This is a genomic window from Croceitalea sp. W27, from assembly GCF_055693185.1.
Window position 1 is genome coordinate 1,452,546 of sequence record NZ_CM146327.1, and the last position, 14,556, is coordinate 1,467,101.

The window sequence follows — 14,556 nt, forward strand, 5'->3', positions numbered from 1 at the left end:
ATTAAGCATTTAAAGTTTTTGCTTTGTCTTCTTTATGAGAAACAGACAATCCGATTAAGGCAAGGCCAATGTATAAGGGAAGAAAGTTCGTCATAAGGCTATTACTTATTACATTAAATAGGCCTACTAAAAGGGTTAAAAATCCTATTATAAATACTACCTGCTTTATGTTATTAGAGTTTTTCATTGTTATGGTTTTTAATGGTTATTATTAAAGTAAAATGGCTAATACCGCTTCTATTATAAGTTTCGCAAGTGTTATCATTACTAGTTGTTTTTGTTTGATTATGAAGTAAAAGTATGCTCAAACGAATGGTTTTGAAAGTAAATTATGACCAACGGTCAAACGGACTTACCGAACGGTAATTAGCGATTACCGAATTGAAAATTGTAATGCATCTCAATAAAAAAGGGAGCCAAATGGCTCCCTTGCAACAAGTTATGGTTGGTTATTTAGTTTTTTAAAGGTGTAGGAATCCCATCCTGTCCTAAATGCTTCGCATAGAACCCCATCATAGCCTTGTATAGTGCAATTGAGTTCTCTTCTTTAGCAAAACCATGGCCTTCGTCATATTTTACCATATAAGGCACATCATAGCCCTTTCCTCTAAGAGCACTAACAATCTGGTCAGATTCGTCAATATTTACTCGTGGGTCATTGGCACCCTGAACTACGAATAAAGGCTTCTTTATTTTGTCTATTTGATATACCGGTGAAACTTCTTCCATAATTTTCTTTTCTTCTGCGATATCTTCGTCATACCAAATTTCTTTGATAATCTTCAAATAAGGCTTCCAATAAGGCGGAATAGTCTTCATAAAGGTGAATAAGTTGGAAACTCCCACATAATCTACACCACAAGCATATAAATCAGGTGTTTTGGTCATACCTCGAAGTACCGCATAGCCACCATGACTACCGCCGTAGATAGCTGCTTTTTTAGCATCTACCCAACCTTGGTCGATTACATATTTTAAGCCGTCTTCAACATCATCCATGGCTTTTCTACCTATTTGTTTGAAACCTGATTCCAAAAATTCTTTTCCGTAACCTCCGGAAATTCTGAAATTAACCTGTAAGGTGGCATACCCACGGCTGGCAAACAATTGCGCTTCTGGATTAAAGCCCCACGAATCTCGAATACCTTGTGGACCACCATGTGGATTAACTATTACAGGGACTTTCTCACCGGCCAAAGCGGCTTTAGGTAAGGTGATATAGCCATGAATTGTTAAACCATCTCTACTTTTAAAAGTAATAGGGCGCATTTCAGACATATCTTCCTCTTTTAATTGAGGCATTAAATTGTACAAAAACTTGAACTCATCTTTTTTAACGTCATAAGAATGGTATTCGCCATACAAACGGTCGCTCTGTAGAAAAATCAAAAGATTATTCTCATCATCTGTAGCATCAGCTATGCTGTACTGTTTGCCCGGGAATTTAGTAGTAATTCGCTTGTGCAGTTTTTTATAAGAATCGCTTACAGGAAGAATTACACTTTTTTCACCCTCATAAGAAACAAAGTCCAGTTCGTAGCCTCTTTTTCTTGACAGACTCATGTTGGAGACGTCAAAGTTTTCATTAGAAAAAACTTCCTTAATAACCTTGGCTTCCTTTAAATCGTAAAGTACAATTTTGGACTTATCGCTTTCTATGTTAGAGACCATATAAGCATCATGAGGATTTTCTGTGGCATGGTCAAAGTTCAATATTCCAAAAGCATCTTTCCAGCTTAAACTCTTAATTACTTCAAAACCGCCTTTACCATCTTCATAATATAAGTCTTGTTCTACCCCATCCCTGATTTTTGTATAGGCTTTAAGGTTGCCGTCTTTATCAAAATTATACCCCGCAATAGGGTTCGCAGGATCATCGTTTTTGAACAATTGTTTTAGTTCTCCATTAACTACATTTACTTTAAAAGGTTCAAAAACCTGTTTATTGTTCTTATTCATCAGTACAATAATATGGTCTTTGTCTTCTTTCAAAAGGTCAGAAAACTGTGCTTGAACTCCATCAAAAGGAGTTAAATCTTTAAGGTTACTACCATCTAAGTTAATGGCGTAAACATGGTAATTTTCGTCACCGCCCTTGTCCATAAGGTAAACCAACCTTTCATTGTTGATCCAACCGTAACCTCTAACTAATTCTTCTTTTTCTTCGATAGCTCTCTTTGCTTCACCGGTCACTACATTTTTTACATAAATATGGCGCTTTCCATTTTCATCTTTCTCACGGTAAGACATGTATTTTCCGTCAGGAGAAAATCTAAAAGTAGAAGCTTTAGGTTTGGCAAAATAATCTTCAACTGTATATCTGTAATTTCCTTCATCAAGGCTTGCCAGCTTTTGCAAATCCATATCCAATGAAACCAATTCTGGATTACCAGGAATCGTTTTTACCGTTTTTTCTAAATTTAAAGGAAACTCCATTCCACCTTGATAAAAAGTGCCATTTACAGCTCCACCATCTGCAGTACCAACATACTTAATACCCGCCTGCTTGAATACGATTGTGAGTTGATTATCAGAAAATGTAGTCTCATCCATAGGGATATCTATAGCACCTTGCGATGGGCTGTCCATTGTAGATTTTAATACCCCATCTTCATTAGATACATTAAAGATTAATGGCATCTCCATTCCTTGAACCGATAAGGTCCCTTTCCAAGAACCGGAAATATCTTGTGCATAACTGCTAACTCCTATTAGAAGGAAAACAGCCGTTGCAAATAAATTTGAAAGCTTTGTTCTCATAAATGTGTTTTTAATTGTTGAATATTTTTTAGAATGCTATATATGAGTGTATTATGAGCTCAATATGTTACATTCAGTTACATTTTGTTCAAATATATTTTGAAGTTGAACAACTACGAAGTGAATTATGGCGAACGGTAAATTGCTAAATCTAAGCGGAGAAAACTACTACTTTAAATCGGGAGGGTATTTAGAAAATGCTTTTTTGACGATATTCTTGAGCTGTTCTTCTCGATATAAGGGTGTGGTGTTCTCTTTAAAACTACTTTCTGTATCTGCCTGCCAAAAGAGTGCATTTTTGCTAGCATCTACAAAATCGAAAAGTATTTGCCGTCTTACACCAGAGTTACCAACAGGAATACCAATCGACAAACCACCGCCCACATTTCTGCCTCCACCGCCAACACCAACACCTACATTGTTTCCTGAATTTGATTGAAATACCGCACTTTTAATATTGATCAAAAATTCGGGTTCTTCAGAAAGCAGGTATCCCTTAGACTGCAAAGTGGAATCCAAAATGTTCAGTAAACGTTTCTCGTCTAGCTGGCTTAAGCCAGACTGCATATCCTCAAAATAGTTGTAGGTAGTGTAGTTGGAAAAATCTGTGGCTTTATCATAATCATAGTTGACGCGAACCGCATTGCAAGAAACCAAAACACACAAAATAACTATGTAAAGCAAATTCTTCATTGCAGCTGAATCTACTTAAAATTACAAATTAATAGGGTTGGTATTTAAAAAAGGGGGAATTATTCGTTTAACAACTTCCAAAGCATATCTTTCAGCTCTTGTATCCCTTTTTGGGCAACGGAAGATATGAACATATATGGTACATTTAAGTCTTTATCTAAAATTGCCTTCATCTCCGCCATAAGTTCATCATCTAACATATCACTTTTAGAAATCGCGATAATCCGCTGTTTATCTACCAGTTCAGGGTTATATCTGCGCAGCTCATCCAAGAGAATTTCATACTCTTTGGTAATATCCTTACTATCCGCAGGAATTAAAAACAACAAAGTTGCATTACGCTCAATATGACGCAAAAAGTAGTGCCCTAAACCTTTACCTTCGGCAGCACCTTCGATAATACCAGGTATATCGGCCATGACGAAACTTTGAAAATCACGATATTCAACAATGCCAAGATTGGGTTTTAGCGTTGTAAATTCATAATCGGCAATCTTTGGCTTTGCAGAAGTTATTACCGAAAGTAGTGTTGATTTACCCGCATTTGGAAACCCGACCAAACCAACATCGGCCAATAACTTTAATTCTAAGATTATGCTTTGCTCTTGACCTGGTATTCCCGGTTGGGCATAACGGGGCGTTTGGTTCGTTGAGGTCTTAAAATGCCAATTACCGCGACCGCCCATACCACCTTCCGCTACAATTTTCTCCTCACCGTTTTCTGTTATTTCAAAAAGAATTTCATTGCTTTCGGCATCGCGCACAACAGTACCTAAAGGTACATCCATATAAATATCTTGCCCATCGGCACCACTACTTCTATTTTTACTGCCATGCTCTCCATGGCCCGCCTTAAAATGTTTTTTGAACTTGTAGGTGACCAAAGTCCATAGATTACTGTTACCTCTTATAATAACATGACCCCCTCGACCGCCATCACCACCATCAGGGCCGCCTTTTGTAATATATTTTTCGCGATGTAGATGCACGGAGCCTTTACCCCCATTACCAGAGGTTACAAAAGCCTTTACATAATCAACAAAATTACCTTCGGTCATATCGCTTCGCTGGTTTAATGATTTAGGGTTTAAACTTTAACTGCAATTTCTCTATTTAATCAGTTCCTAATAATCATTTCATCGGCAACCTTTTCCAATTCAAAAGAATTCATCTGCTCGATGTAAGATAACATTTCAGAATATTTTTTCAGTGAAATTTCCTTCTTTTTAATTTGTGATTCTTTTAATAGGTTTAAGACCCTTTTTTGGTCATAGAAAGAATCGGAAACCACCTGTTGTTGAATAAGAATACCTTCATTTCTATCCTTCCAAAAATAATGTTCATTAAAAGCTAGAAACTTAATACTCTCTTCACGTTTTGATTGTGGAGCAATACCAACATAGTATGCATACAACAACAAAGAATCTTTAAAAAAGAAATGTCTTTCAAAATCAAGAATTCCGTAATTTAGATGCCTTATTTTTAGTTTCTGTAACCCAAAACGAGATTCATATTTGGTCAAAAATATTCCTGTTGAAGAGTTTCTTTTAAGAAGATAAAGACCTTCTTCTTTTTCTGTATTATTGAATAATGTAATCTCTTCTTGTATTTTATCAGTCCAATTTAAATTAGTACAAGAAACTATTATGAAAATAAAAGACAAAAAAAATAAAATTACTCTCATGGGTTATTTGGTATTTTGAACAGAAGATTTTTTCACTCAAAATCTAATGAATCATCAAAGTAAAATGTATAAATCAAATAGCAAGCGCAGCCTATTAAGAATACCAAAATTGTAAGAATCACCAGCAAACAACTCTTAAATGCATATTTTGGCGTTATTACTTTATCTGGCATTCCATTATAATTAAGAATTGCTTAAAGGGCGTCAATCACTTTGGCCAAACGGCCAGTAATCTCTACAATATCACCTATTCCATTTACAGCGTGAAATTTGCCCTGTTTTGAATAATAGTCTTTTAAAGGCGCTGTCTTTTGGTTGTACTCATCAAATCGGTTACGAATTTTACTTTCATCTTGGTCATCGCTACGACCACTTTCCTTTCCGCGTTCTAACAATCGAGCAACTAAAATATCATCTTCCGCTTCTAAAGCTATAGTAGCATCGACCTGCATGTCTTTAGATTCTAAAAAATTATCCAAAGCTTCCGCTTGGGCAGCTGTTCTGGGGAAACCGTCAAATATAAACCCGGCAGCGTCGCTGTTTTTTTCAACCTCATCCTTCAACATACTTATGGTTACCTCATCGGGCACCAAATCTCCTCTATCAATATAAGACTTTGCCAACTTTCCTAATTCGGTATCGTTCTTCATGTTATATCGAAAAACATCTCCCGTAGAAATATGTTTTAAATTATACTTTTCCTTTAAAAACCCAGCTTGGGTTCCTTTACCTGCACCAGGCTTTCCAAAAAGCACTAGGTTAATCATATGGGTTTGGTTTAGTTGATATACTTCTTTTAAATTCCTGCCTAACTCATTATAATCCAATCCGTAACCAACTATAAATCGGTTAGGAATATCGAGCCCGATATAGTCAATAGTGTACTCGCCATTATAGACTTCAGATTTATAGAATAATGAGGCGATTTTAAACTCTTTTACATTGGTTTTAGAAAACAAATGCACCAGTTGTTGCAACGTGCGACCAGTATCGATGATGTCTTCTAAAATAATAACACTTCTACCTTCAATATCTTCAGAAACATCAAGCAAGGTTTCTACGATACCTGTAGAGGTCAATCCTTGATAACTGCTCAGTTTCACAAAAGACACTTCGCACGGAAACTGATATGCCTTTAAAAAATCTGCAACGAACATAAAAGACCCATTTAAGACCCCAACGAAAATAGGTACTTCGTCTTTATAGTCACGAGCAATTTCATCGGCCATTTTTTGTACGGCGGCTAAAATTTCAGCTTCGCTCAGATACGGTTTAAAAAGCTTGTCGTGTAGCTTAATCAAAGTGTTCTTGTTTTTTTTAACAGTTGGCAAAGATAGCATTTTTTAGACGTGCTTTTTGCCGTAAACCTTCACCCTTTTGGGAATTCGATGTATTTTTGTTCATATTCCAAGTAGATTTAACATGCACTATTTTTCTTCGGATTTTAAACTAGGTATTCTCGGCGGAGGACAACTGGGTAAAATGCTATTGTATGAAACCCGAAAATGGGACATTCAGACCAAAGTTTTAGATGCTTCAAAAGAGGCGCCCTGCAAAATTGCCTGTAATGAATTTGTTTTGGGTAGTTTGATGGACTTTGATACCGTTTACAATTTTGGAAAAGACGTAAATGTCTTGACCATAGAAATTGAAAATGTAAATACCGATGCTCTGGAAAAACTAGAAGAAGAAGGGGTGAAAGTCTACCCGCAACCAAGTGCATTGCGTATAATTCAGAACAAAGCAACGCAAAAACTGTTTTATACCGACAACGACATTCCCACTTCACCATTTACTAGGTTTGCCTATACCTCAGAAATTGAGGATAGCATTTCAAATGGTGGTTTAGAGCTTCCTTTTGTATGGAAAAGTGCCCAGTTCGGTTATGACGGACAGGGCGTTAAAGTTGTGCGCTCGATTTCTGATTTAAAAGGCCTGCCCAATGTAGAATGTATTGCAGAGCAAATGGTAAATTTCAAAAACGAATTGGCCGTAATCGTTGCACGTAGTACAAAAGGGGAAATTAAGACCTATCCCGTTGTTGAGATGGAATTTCATCCGGAAGCCAATCAAGTGGAGTATGTTATCTGCCCCGCTCGAATTGATGAAAAAGTAGCACAAAAAGCACAAGAAGTAGCGCTTAAAGTGGCCGATAAAATTCAGCATGTGGGATTATTGGCCGTAGAACTGTTTCAAACACAAGAAGATGCGATTTTAGTGAACGAGGTTGCGCCAAGGCCTCATAACAGTGGCCATTACAGTATAGAAGCTAGTTATACCAATCAATTTGAACAACATATTCGTGCTATTTTAGGGCTTCCCCTTGGGAATACCGATAGTAAAGTTGCGGGAGTGATGGTGAATTTGGTAGGCGCAGAAAACCATACCGGAAATGTGGTCTATGAAAACATAGAAGAGATTATGCAATTAGACGGTGTAACCCCACATATCTACGGAAAGAAACAGACGAGACCTTTTCGTAAAATGGGACATGTGACCATCGTAGATGAAGACATGACGAGTGCAAGGGAAGTTGCTCAAAAAGTAAAAGAAAAAATTAAGGTAGTATCAAAAGGTTAGCAAATCCCTGTTTCAGGGGTATTAGTGACCCAAGACAAAGCATATTTTTACGCATGAAATTTAGTTTTATGAATATTGGAAAACGTTATCGACTAGAAGAAAAATTCAATAAGGCCGATCAAGACTTAAAAGCAGGAAAAATAGAGGTAGCTGTAGAGGCATTTGAAGCTATTTTAAAGGAAGACCCAACATTCGGAAAAGCCTATAATCATTTAGGCTGGGTCTTTGAAACCAAGGTTAGAGATTTTGAAAATGCCGAAAAAAATTACAAGTTAGCGCTAGAACATAGCCCAACTTATACTGCCGTGTATAAAAATTATGCTATACTTTTATCTACTTTGGGAAGATTTGACGATTTAAAGTCACTTTTGGAGAAGGCCAAAGATATTCCTGGAATGGATAAATACACGCTCTACAACGAATACGCCATCATGTATGAACAATTGGAAGAGTACAATTTGGCTGTTAATTATTATCGAGATGCCGCAAAAGCTACTATGAATGACAAAATTATGAGGGCCGCTATGGACTCCATAGAACGATGTAATACAAAAATGAGTCTTTAATAACTTAAAAAATGAGCAAAGTAGCCGTAGTAATGGGCAGCACCAGTGACCTTCCAGTCATGCAAGATGCCATTGATATTTTAAAAGGGTTTGATATTGAGGTAGATGTTGATATCGTTTCTGCACATAGAACCCCAGAGAAATTGTTCGATTTTAGTAAAAATGCCCATAAAAATGGGTATGCTGTTATTATTGCCGGTGCTGGTGGGGCCGCACATTTACCGGGAATGGTCGCTTCAATGTCTCCTTTACCCGTTATTGGGGTTCCAGTAAAAAGCTCTAACTCAATTGATGGGTGGGATTCTGTGCTTTCAATTCTACAAATGCCAGGTGGTGTTCCGGTAGCTACTGTAGCACTAAATGGCGCAAAGAATGCGGGTATTCTGGCAGCGCAAATATTAGGGGCCTCTGACAAATGTGTGCTGGATAAGGTTGTTTTATATAAAGAAGGCCTGAAACAGAAAGTAATTGATGGGGCTAAAGCAGTAAGTAGTAAGTAGTAAGTAGTAAGTAGTAAGTAGTAAGTAGTAAGTAGTAAGTAGTAAGTAGTAAGTAGTAAGTAGTAAGTAGTAAGTAGTAAGTAGTAAGTAGTAAGTAGTAAGTAGTAAGTAGTAAGTAGTAAGTAAAATTAGAAATTCAACATGCCTTCAACAAGTAACAAACAACAACGAACTAACGAAAAAAATCCGCTACTTCAAACTTTCGACCATGCACCGTTTTCAAAAATAAAAAATGAACATTTTAAGCCTGCATTTCTAGCTGTAATCGAAGAGGCTCGTAAAGAAATAGATGCTATAATTACGAACAAAAATGCACCAACTTTTGAAAATACAATTGCTGCACTAGATTATTCGGGATATCAATTAGATAGGGTGTCAAGTGTGTTTTTTAATTTAAACTCTGCAGAAACCAATGAAGAAATTCAAAAAATAGCGCAAGAAGTTTCTCCCCTGTTATCAGAATTCAGTAATGATATTACACTAAACGAAGAGTTGTTCAAACGTGTGAAAACAGTTTATGATCAACGTGAAAAATTAAATTTAACCGTTGAAGAAAGCACACTTTTAAGTAAGCGCTATAAAAGTTTTAGTCGCAACGGAGCCAACTTGTCTGAAGACAAAAAGAAGCGTCTTCGTGAAATCGATGCAAAACTTGCCAAGCTCAAATTAAAATTTGGTGAAAACATTTTAGCGGAGACCAACAAATATCAAATGCACCTCACCAATGAGTCAGATTTGGACGGACTGCCAGAAGGTGCGAAAGAAGCCGCTACGCAATTGGCCAAATCAAAAGAAAAAGATGGATGGCTAATCACCTTAGATTACCCAAGCTATATTCCCTTCATGAAATATGCTAAAAATCGTGAGCTTCGAAAAGAGCTTTCTATGGCTTTTGGCAGTAAGGCATTTAAAAATGATGCGCTTGACAATCAAGAGAATGTCCTGAAAATTGCCAATTTAAGGCATGAGCGCGCCAATCTGTTAGGGTACAAAACTCACGCTCATTTTGTTTTGGAAGAACGTATGGCAGAAACTCCTGAAAAAGTAACTTCTTTTTTAAATGAATTGCTAACTAAAGCAAAACCAGCGGCCCAAAACGAATTTTACGAACTCGAACAATTCGCTAAAGATTTAGATGGAATTGAACGTTTACAAAAATGGGATGGCGCTTATTATTCTGAAAAGCTCAAACAAAAACTCTTTAATCTTGATGATGAAAAGCTCAAACCTTATTTTAAGCTTGAAAATGTCATAGCCGGGGTATTTAAAGTGGCTGAAAAATTATTCGGACTAACTTTTAAAGAGGTTTTTGGTGTAGACAAGTATCATGAAGAAGTAAAGACCTATGAGGTTTACGATAATAATAACAACTTTATCTCCCTTTTTTATGCAGATTTTCATCCAAGACCGGGCAAACGAGGTGGCGCGTGGATGACTTCTTTTAAGTCACAGTTTAGAAAAAACGGAGAAGATAGCAGACCCCATATTTCAAATGTTTGCAACTTCACCCCCTCAACAGCAACAAAGCCATCTTTATTAACCTTTAATGAAGTTACCACACTCTTTCATGAATTTGGCCACGGGTTGCATGGCATGTTGGCAAATACAACTTACCCAAGTCTTTCGGGAACATCGGTTTATTGGGATTTTGTTGAGCTCCCCAGTCAGGTGTTGGAAAATTGGTGCTATGAAAAAGAAGCACTGGAACTCTTTGCTACCCACTATGAAACAGGTGGGTTAATACCGATGGAATTGGTTCAAAAAATAAAAGCATCTGCTACTTTTCAAGAAGGTATGGCCACACTGCGCCAAATCAGTTTTGGAAAGTTGGATATGGAGTGGCATGCAAAAAATCCTTCTGAAATAAAGGATGTAAAAGCCTTTGAGAACAAAGCTTTTGAAGGAACCCAGTTATACCCCGATACACCAGAAACATGTATGAGCACGGCATTTGCACATATTTTTCAAGGCGGATATTCCTCCGGCTATTATAGTTACAAATGGGCAGAAGTTTTAGATGCCGATGCCTTCGCCTACTTCAAAGAGCATGGTATCTTTAATAAGGCGATCGCTACAAAGTTTAAAGAACATGTACTCTCAAAAGGCGGCACTGAAAACCCGATGACCCTATACAAACGTTTCAGGGGTTGTGAACCTAAGATTGAAGCTTTGTTAGAAAGGGCCGGCCTATTAAGTGCTTAAAAGTGTATTGTTAACACTTACCTAAAATTTAAGACTGTGAACATTCTGTGATTTCTTTACGAGTCATTTGTTTTAAAATGATTGTTTAATCAATTACATTTGAATCTCCAATGAAAAATATGCCAGCACACGAACTTCATCCGGAAACTTGGGTCGATCAATACGCTGATTATCTTTTTAATTATGCCGTATCTAGGGTCAGCGACTCCGAAATTGCCAAAGACTTGGTACAAGAAACCTTTTTTGCCGGGCTAAAATCTGCAAAAAATTATAAGGGCGATGCTGCGGAACGCACATGGTTGATTGCCATTCTCAAAAGAAAAGTAATCGATCATTATAGAAAAATCAATTCTAAAAAAGGTAAGGCTGAAGTGCGAATGAACTATAACAGCTCAAGTGAAGAAAGTGAGGGCGATTGGCTAGAGGAGCGTGTTGCGGATCCTTTTAGTAAGGGTGGAGATGATACAATTGAAAATGAAGAACTGGGTCTGGCCATACAAGATTGCCTTTCAAAATTACCCAAAAAACAGTCTTTGGTATTCACCATGAAAACGATTCAAGGTATAAGCACGGAAGATATTTGTAATGAGTTGGGAATAAATCCGTCAAACCTTTGGGTAATGATCCATAGGGCCCGAACCGCCCTTATGGGATGTATGAATCAAAATTGGTTTTAAAATATGAAAATATCTTGCGATAAAGCGGCGGAAATTTGCACCAAAAGTCAGTATGAGGAAGCTTCTTGGTGGCAAGTTTTAAAGCTTAAACTTCACATATCATACTGCAAAAGCTGTGCAAAGTTCTCTGCTAAGAACGCGAAGTTCACCTCGTTATGTGAGTCCGCAAAATTAGAGGCTTTAAAAGAAAAGGATAAAGAGTCGATGAAAGAGGCGCTTAAAAAACAGTTATAGCATAGTTATCAATCCATTTCCGTTTTTTGAGCAATCGATTCTAAAGGCTTCTATTTTTAAATTTAGAATTGCTTGAGTTTTAAGAAGGAAATACCCATTCAGCATATAATTATCTCATAAATCGATCAGCGAAGAAATAGTATTTAGACTTCAGTTAGGGTCCACTAATTCAAAATAACGGAGTTCATATTTCTGCTCGTATAGCTTACCTACCTTAAAATCTGAACTAAACATAGATTCGTAAACGGCATCTTTTGTGATTTCACCATTATCTGGCCCAATTTTGCCTTGAATCAGCATTTTAATTTCATCTTCAGCAAGCCCTTTTCTAATGAAGCTATTGCTAAAGTCATGGGTTTTTACTTGTTCGTAGAATGCCTTCGTACATCTAAAGAGAAGTTGATTTCCATGTAATTCATAGCCCTCTAAAGGAAGCGTATTGTTTGTTTCATCGTTTCTAAGATAATAGGTAGCTCCATTTTTTTTCAGCGCCAATAAAGGTGGAATTTCAGTGCTACTAGAAGCGTTATTTTCTGCGCTAAAACCAGTATAAGAAGAAAGGCTTTCCACAATACGCTTTGCAAAGTCGTAGCCAAAATCTATTTTGTTAAAGGTGGAATCGTTTTGGGCCACAAGTATTGAAGGGCAGTTTAGCGTAAAGCGATATTCATAGCCGTCGCCGTTCGTTTCCGTAGTTCTTGCAATAAAAATATCTGACTTATCATTTAAAGAATCTCTCATACGATCATAAACCGCTCTTGTCTCATATATCGATTTTAATTCTACCGGTCTGCCATGCTTACGAAGATCTCCGATTTCAAAAGTTTTAAAACTTCTGGCCAATTTTGCATCAATCAACTTATTAAACCTGTAGACGCGCAGCCCATGATAACCACCACCCTCGCCAGGGAGATAGTTCATCCAACTTATTTTTAATTTAATTTTATCTTGATTTGTTTTTAAAACCTCACCATCATCAATCAAAACATAGGGTTTTTTATCATCTAGAATAAGGGCGTAGCCTTCTTCAGAAAGGTCAACATCTTTTAAAAAAGCTGTCTTTCTACCAGACTTTAATTTTTCGACAGAATCATTAATTTCTTTCTTTAATAATGAGGTGCAACCCTTAACCAACAAAAAAATGATTACGAGTACACTAAGAATTATCAGTACGGTTTTTAGTTTCATTATTTTATTTATTGCGATAGCAAATTTTAATGTAATCCATTTTACAAGTACTTTCTTACTTTTAAAAACTTGACCATTTTAGGATGGATTTCATGTCTTGGTAATTTACGGATGGGCTTTGTTTTTGCTCCATTTTTAGCTAAAAAGGAGACCATTTCGACATTATTTTGCATCACTGCCGCACAAATTGGGGTTCTTTTAAAGTTCATGATGGAACCTGACTTAATTTCAATATTCGCCCCTTCATCTAAAAGAAATTGTGTCAATTCTTTACTTCCTGTTTCCACTGCGACTTGAAGAATACTTTTTCTATTGCCGCTAATGCGGTCAACTTGAGCCCCGAGACCAATTAGATATTTCATCATAGCTATATTTTCATTCTCACAGGCCGCCATTAGCGGTACTAAGCTCATAGCATTATCTGACTCAACAAAATTGATGTCGGCTCCATAGCGCAAAAGACAATCAATCAGCTCTTTGTTTTCTTTTGCAACTGCAATGGCCAAAGGAGAACCACCAATGGTTACAAAATTAGGAGACACCCCTTTTCGCAAATAGTCTTCAATAGTATCTATATTGCCTGCATAGGAGGCTTGCCATATTTCACGATTTATATCTTTTAGCTCTTTCTGGGAGTAATTAGTCTTTTCTTGAGTTATCGCTACCGGTTGAATTGATTTTTTAGCTTCTTCCTTTTTGGTGACAGGCCAAAAAACAGAAACATCCTTATCATGTTGATTAGATTTTAGATAGGCCAAACTTCTCTCAAAATACTTTTGTACCGATTTATCTAGATAATCTTTATAATCTTGTACAGCTTCCTTTTTTTTAAGCGATAACGAGGCCATAGCGTAAGCACTTATCTGCTCAGGTAGATAGCCTTGACTTTGCATTTGCCAACCAAAACCATCACCTTGCCCCGATTGAAATTGAAACTTGGCATTAGCAATGAAGATTCCGAATCCGAAAGCGATTGCAGTAAGATCTGTAAGGTATTCGTCATTTTCAAGTATACGATGCTCCCCCAATAATTTTTCATGTGCCAATTCATGACTGATGGTCCCAATTAGACTTTCAGGATGTTTCAATTGTCCTTTTTCAATTCTAATAATAGCCTTCCCTCCTTTTTTTTGAAAGGTACCTGCAGCACCGGAAGACCTTCCCAAAATATCGGCCGAAGTGCTTAACAGGGTGCCATCATCCAAATAACGATTTTCTTCCGAATAAAACTCAAGTAAAACTTTTTCGTTAGAAATATTCATTACATCTAGGCAACGCTCAAAAACAAATAGGGCGTCCGCTTCAGTACCATCAAAATCACAATCAAAAAAGTCTCTGGTTGGAGTTACCGTAGAAATATTAAGCAAAAAGGCTTCCCCAAGACTTTCTTTTAAAAAAGTAAGGGATTCTTCTACCCAAAGCTGGTCTTCAAGAGTAATCGGTAATTTTGGTTTTCTTTTCCAAAACATGAA

14 protein-coding genes are annotated in these 14,556 nt (G+C 36.9%); 6 read left to right on the forward strand and 8 right to left on the reverse strand.

The window, feature by feature from the left end:
- Nucleotide 1: 1 nt before the first annotated feature.
- The 6 genes from ACZ1GR_RS06625 to ACZ1GR_RS06650 all read right to left on the reverse strand — a co-directional run bounded on the left by ACZ1GR_RS06625 (nt 2) and on the right by ACZ1GR_RS06650 (nt 6,438).
- A complete protein-coding gene (locus ACZ1GR_RS06625; RefSeq protein WP_377768578.1) occupies nt 2-187 on the reverse strand; it encodes a hypothetical protein in 186 nt (61 codons plus the stop codon).
- 266 nt (nt 188-453) lie between these two features.
- Nucleotides 454-2,760, reverse strand: a complete 2,307-nt coding sequence (locus ACZ1GR_RS06630; RefSeq protein WP_472611381.1) for a S9 family peptidase — start codon at nt 2,758-2,760, stop codon at nt 454-456.
- 168 nt (nt 2,761-2,928) lie between these two features.
- Nucleotides 2,929-3,453: a DUF4136 domain-containing protein gene (locus ACZ1GR_RS06635; protein ID WP_472611382.1), complete on the reverse strand. Its 525-nt coding sequence runs from the start codon at nt 3,451-3,453 to the stop codon at nt 2,929-2,931.
- Nucleotides 3,454-3,512: 59 nt separating this feature from the next.
- Nucleotides 3,513-4,511 (reverse strand): GTPase ObgE, encoded by a 999-nt coding sequence (gene obgE / locus ACZ1GR_RS06640; RefSeq protein WP_472611383.1) that lies wholly within the window; start codon nt 4,509-4,511, stop codon nt 3,513-3,515.
- A gap of 59 nt (nt 4,512-4,570) precedes the next feature.
- A complete protein-coding gene (locus ACZ1GR_RS06645) occupies nt 4,571-5,137 on the reverse strand; it encodes a hypothetical protein (protein WP_472611384.1) in 567 nt (188 codons plus the stop codon).
- 194 nt (nt 5,138-5,331) lie between these two features.
- Nucleotides 5,332-6,438 carry an adenylate kinase gene (locus ACZ1GR_RS06650; protein ID WP_472611385.1) on the reverse strand — a complete coding sequence of 369 codons (1,107 nt, stop codon included), beginning with the start codon at nt 6,436-6,438 and terminating at the stop codon, nt 5,332-5,334.
- Between the two features lie 121 nt (nt 6,439-6,559).
- Between ACZ1GR_RS06650 and ACZ1GR_RS06655 the strand changes: the two genes are divergently transcribed.
- The 6 genes from ACZ1GR_RS06655 to ACZ1GR_RS06680 all read left to right on the forward strand — a co-directional run bounded on the left by ACZ1GR_RS06655 (nt 6,560) and on the right by ACZ1GR_RS06680 (nt 11,896).
- The gene (locus tag ACZ1GR_RS06655; protein WP_472611386.1) at nt 6,560-7,717 is read left to right on the forward strand and encodes a 5-(carboxyamino)imidazole ribonucleotide synthase; all 1,158 of its coding nucleotides are present in this window, start codon (nt 6,560-6,562) and stop codon (nt 7,715-7,717) included.
- Nucleotides 7,718-7,785: 68 nt separating this feature from the next.
- Complete coding sequence (locus ACZ1GR_RS06660; protein ID WP_472611387.1) at nt 7,786-8,283, forward strand: tetratricopeptide repeat protein; 498 nt, start codon at nt 7,786-7,788, stop codon at nt 8,281-8,283.
- Nucleotides 8,284-8,294: 11 nt separating this feature from the next.
- Entirely contained in the window at nt 8,295-8,783 is a 489-nt protein-coding gene (gene purE, locus ACZ1GR_RS06665; protein ID WP_472611388.1) for a 5-(carboxyamino)imidazole ribonucleotide mutase, read from the forward strand.
- Between the two features lie 141 nt (nt 8,784-8,924).
- Complete coding sequence (locus ACZ1GR_RS06670; protein ID WP_472611389.1) at nt 8,925-10,985, forward strand: M3 family metallopeptidase; 2,061 nt, start codon at nt 8,925-8,927, stop codon at nt 10,983-10,985.
- A 119-nt stretch (nt 10,986-11,104) separates the two neighbouring features.
- Nucleotides 11,105-11,662: a sigma-70 family RNA polymerase sigma factor gene (locus ACZ1GR_RS06675; RefSeq protein WP_377768588.1), complete on the forward strand. Its 558-nt coding sequence runs from the start codon at nt 11,105-11,107 to the stop codon at nt 11,660-11,662.
- A gap of 3 nt (nt 11,663-11,665) precedes the next feature.
- A complete protein-coding gene (locus ACZ1GR_RS06680; RefSeq protein WP_377768589.1) occupies nt 11,666-11,896 on the forward strand; it encodes a hypothetical protein in 231 nt (76 codons plus the stop codon).
- Between the two features lie 150 nt (nt 11,897-12,046).
- On the opposite strand, the gene ACZ1GR_RS06685 is transcribed toward ACZ1GR_RS06680, so the two are convergent.
- Together ACZ1GR_RS06685 and ACZ1GR_RS06690 are read right to left on the reverse strand one after the other, a co-directional pair.
- The gene (locus tag ACZ1GR_RS06685) at nt 12,047-13,084 is read right to left on the reverse strand and encodes a hypothetical protein (protein ID WP_472611390.1); all 1,038 of its coding nucleotides are present in this window, start codon (nt 13,082-13,084) and stop codon (nt 12,047-12,049) included.
- A 41-nt stretch (nt 13,085-13,125) separates the two neighbouring features.
- The gene (locus tag ACZ1GR_RS06690; RefSeq protein WP_472611391.1) at nt 13,126-14,553 is read right to left on the reverse strand and encodes an ankyrin repeat domain-containing protein; all 1,428 of its coding nucleotides are present in this window, start codon (nt 14,551-14,553) and stop codon (nt 13,126-13,128) included.
- Nucleotides 14,554-14,556: the final 3 nt, after the last annotated feature.

Bases quoted from the DNA above. Each gene is read 5' to 3' on its own strand.
- ACZ1GR_RS06625 (WP_377768578.1), bottom strand. From the start codon at position 187: ATGAAAAACTCTAATAACATAAAGCAGGTAGTATTTATAATAGGATTT.
- ACZ1GR_RS06630 (WP_472611381.1), bottom strand. From the start codon at position 2,760: ATGAGAACAAAGCTTTCAAATTTATTTGCAACGGCTGTTTTCCTTCTA.
- ACZ1GR_RS06635 (WP_472611382.1), bottom strand. From the start codon at position 3,453: ATGAAGAATTTGCTTTACATAGTTATTTTGTGTGTTTTGGTTTCTTGC.
- obgE (WP_472611383.1), bottom strand. From the start codon at position 4,511: ATGACCGAAGGTAATTTTGTTGATTATGTAAAGGCTTTTGTAACCTCT.
- ACZ1GR_RS06645 (WP_472611384.1), bottom strand. From the start codon at position 5,137: ATGAGAGTAATTTTATTTTTTTTGTCTTTTATTTTCATAATAGTTTCT.
- ACZ1GR_RS06655 (WP_472611386.1), top strand. From the start codon at position 6,560: ATGCACTATTTTTCTTCGGATTTTAAACTAGGTATTCTCGGCGGAGGA.
- ACZ1GR_RS06660 (WP_472611387.1), top strand. From the start codon at position 7,786: ATGAATATTGGAAAACGTTATCGACTAGAAGAAAAATTCAATAAGGCC.
- purE (WP_472611388.1), top strand. From the start codon at position 8,295: ATGAGCAAAGTAGCCGTAGTAATGGGCAGCACCAGTGACCTTCCAGTC.
- ACZ1GR_RS06670 (WP_472611389.1), top strand. From the start codon at position 8,925: ATGCCTTCAACAAGTAACAAACAACAACGAACTAACGAAAAAAATCCG.
- ACZ1GR_RS06675 (WP_377768588.1), top strand. From the start codon at position 11,105: ATGCCAGCACACGAACTTCATCCGGAAACTTGGGTCGATCAATACGCT.
- ACZ1GR_RS06680 (WP_377768589.1), top strand. From the start codon at position 11,666: ATGAAAATATCTTGCGATAAAGCGGCGGAAATTTGCACCAAAAGTCAG.
- ACZ1GR_RS06685 (WP_472611390.1), bottom strand. From the start codon at position 13,084: ATGAAACTAAAAACCGTACTGATAATTCTTAGTGTACTCGTAATCATT.
- ACZ1GR_RS06690 (WP_472611391.1), bottom strand. From the start codon at position 14,553: ATGTTTTGGAAAAGAAAACCAAAATTACCGATTACTCTTGAAGACCAG.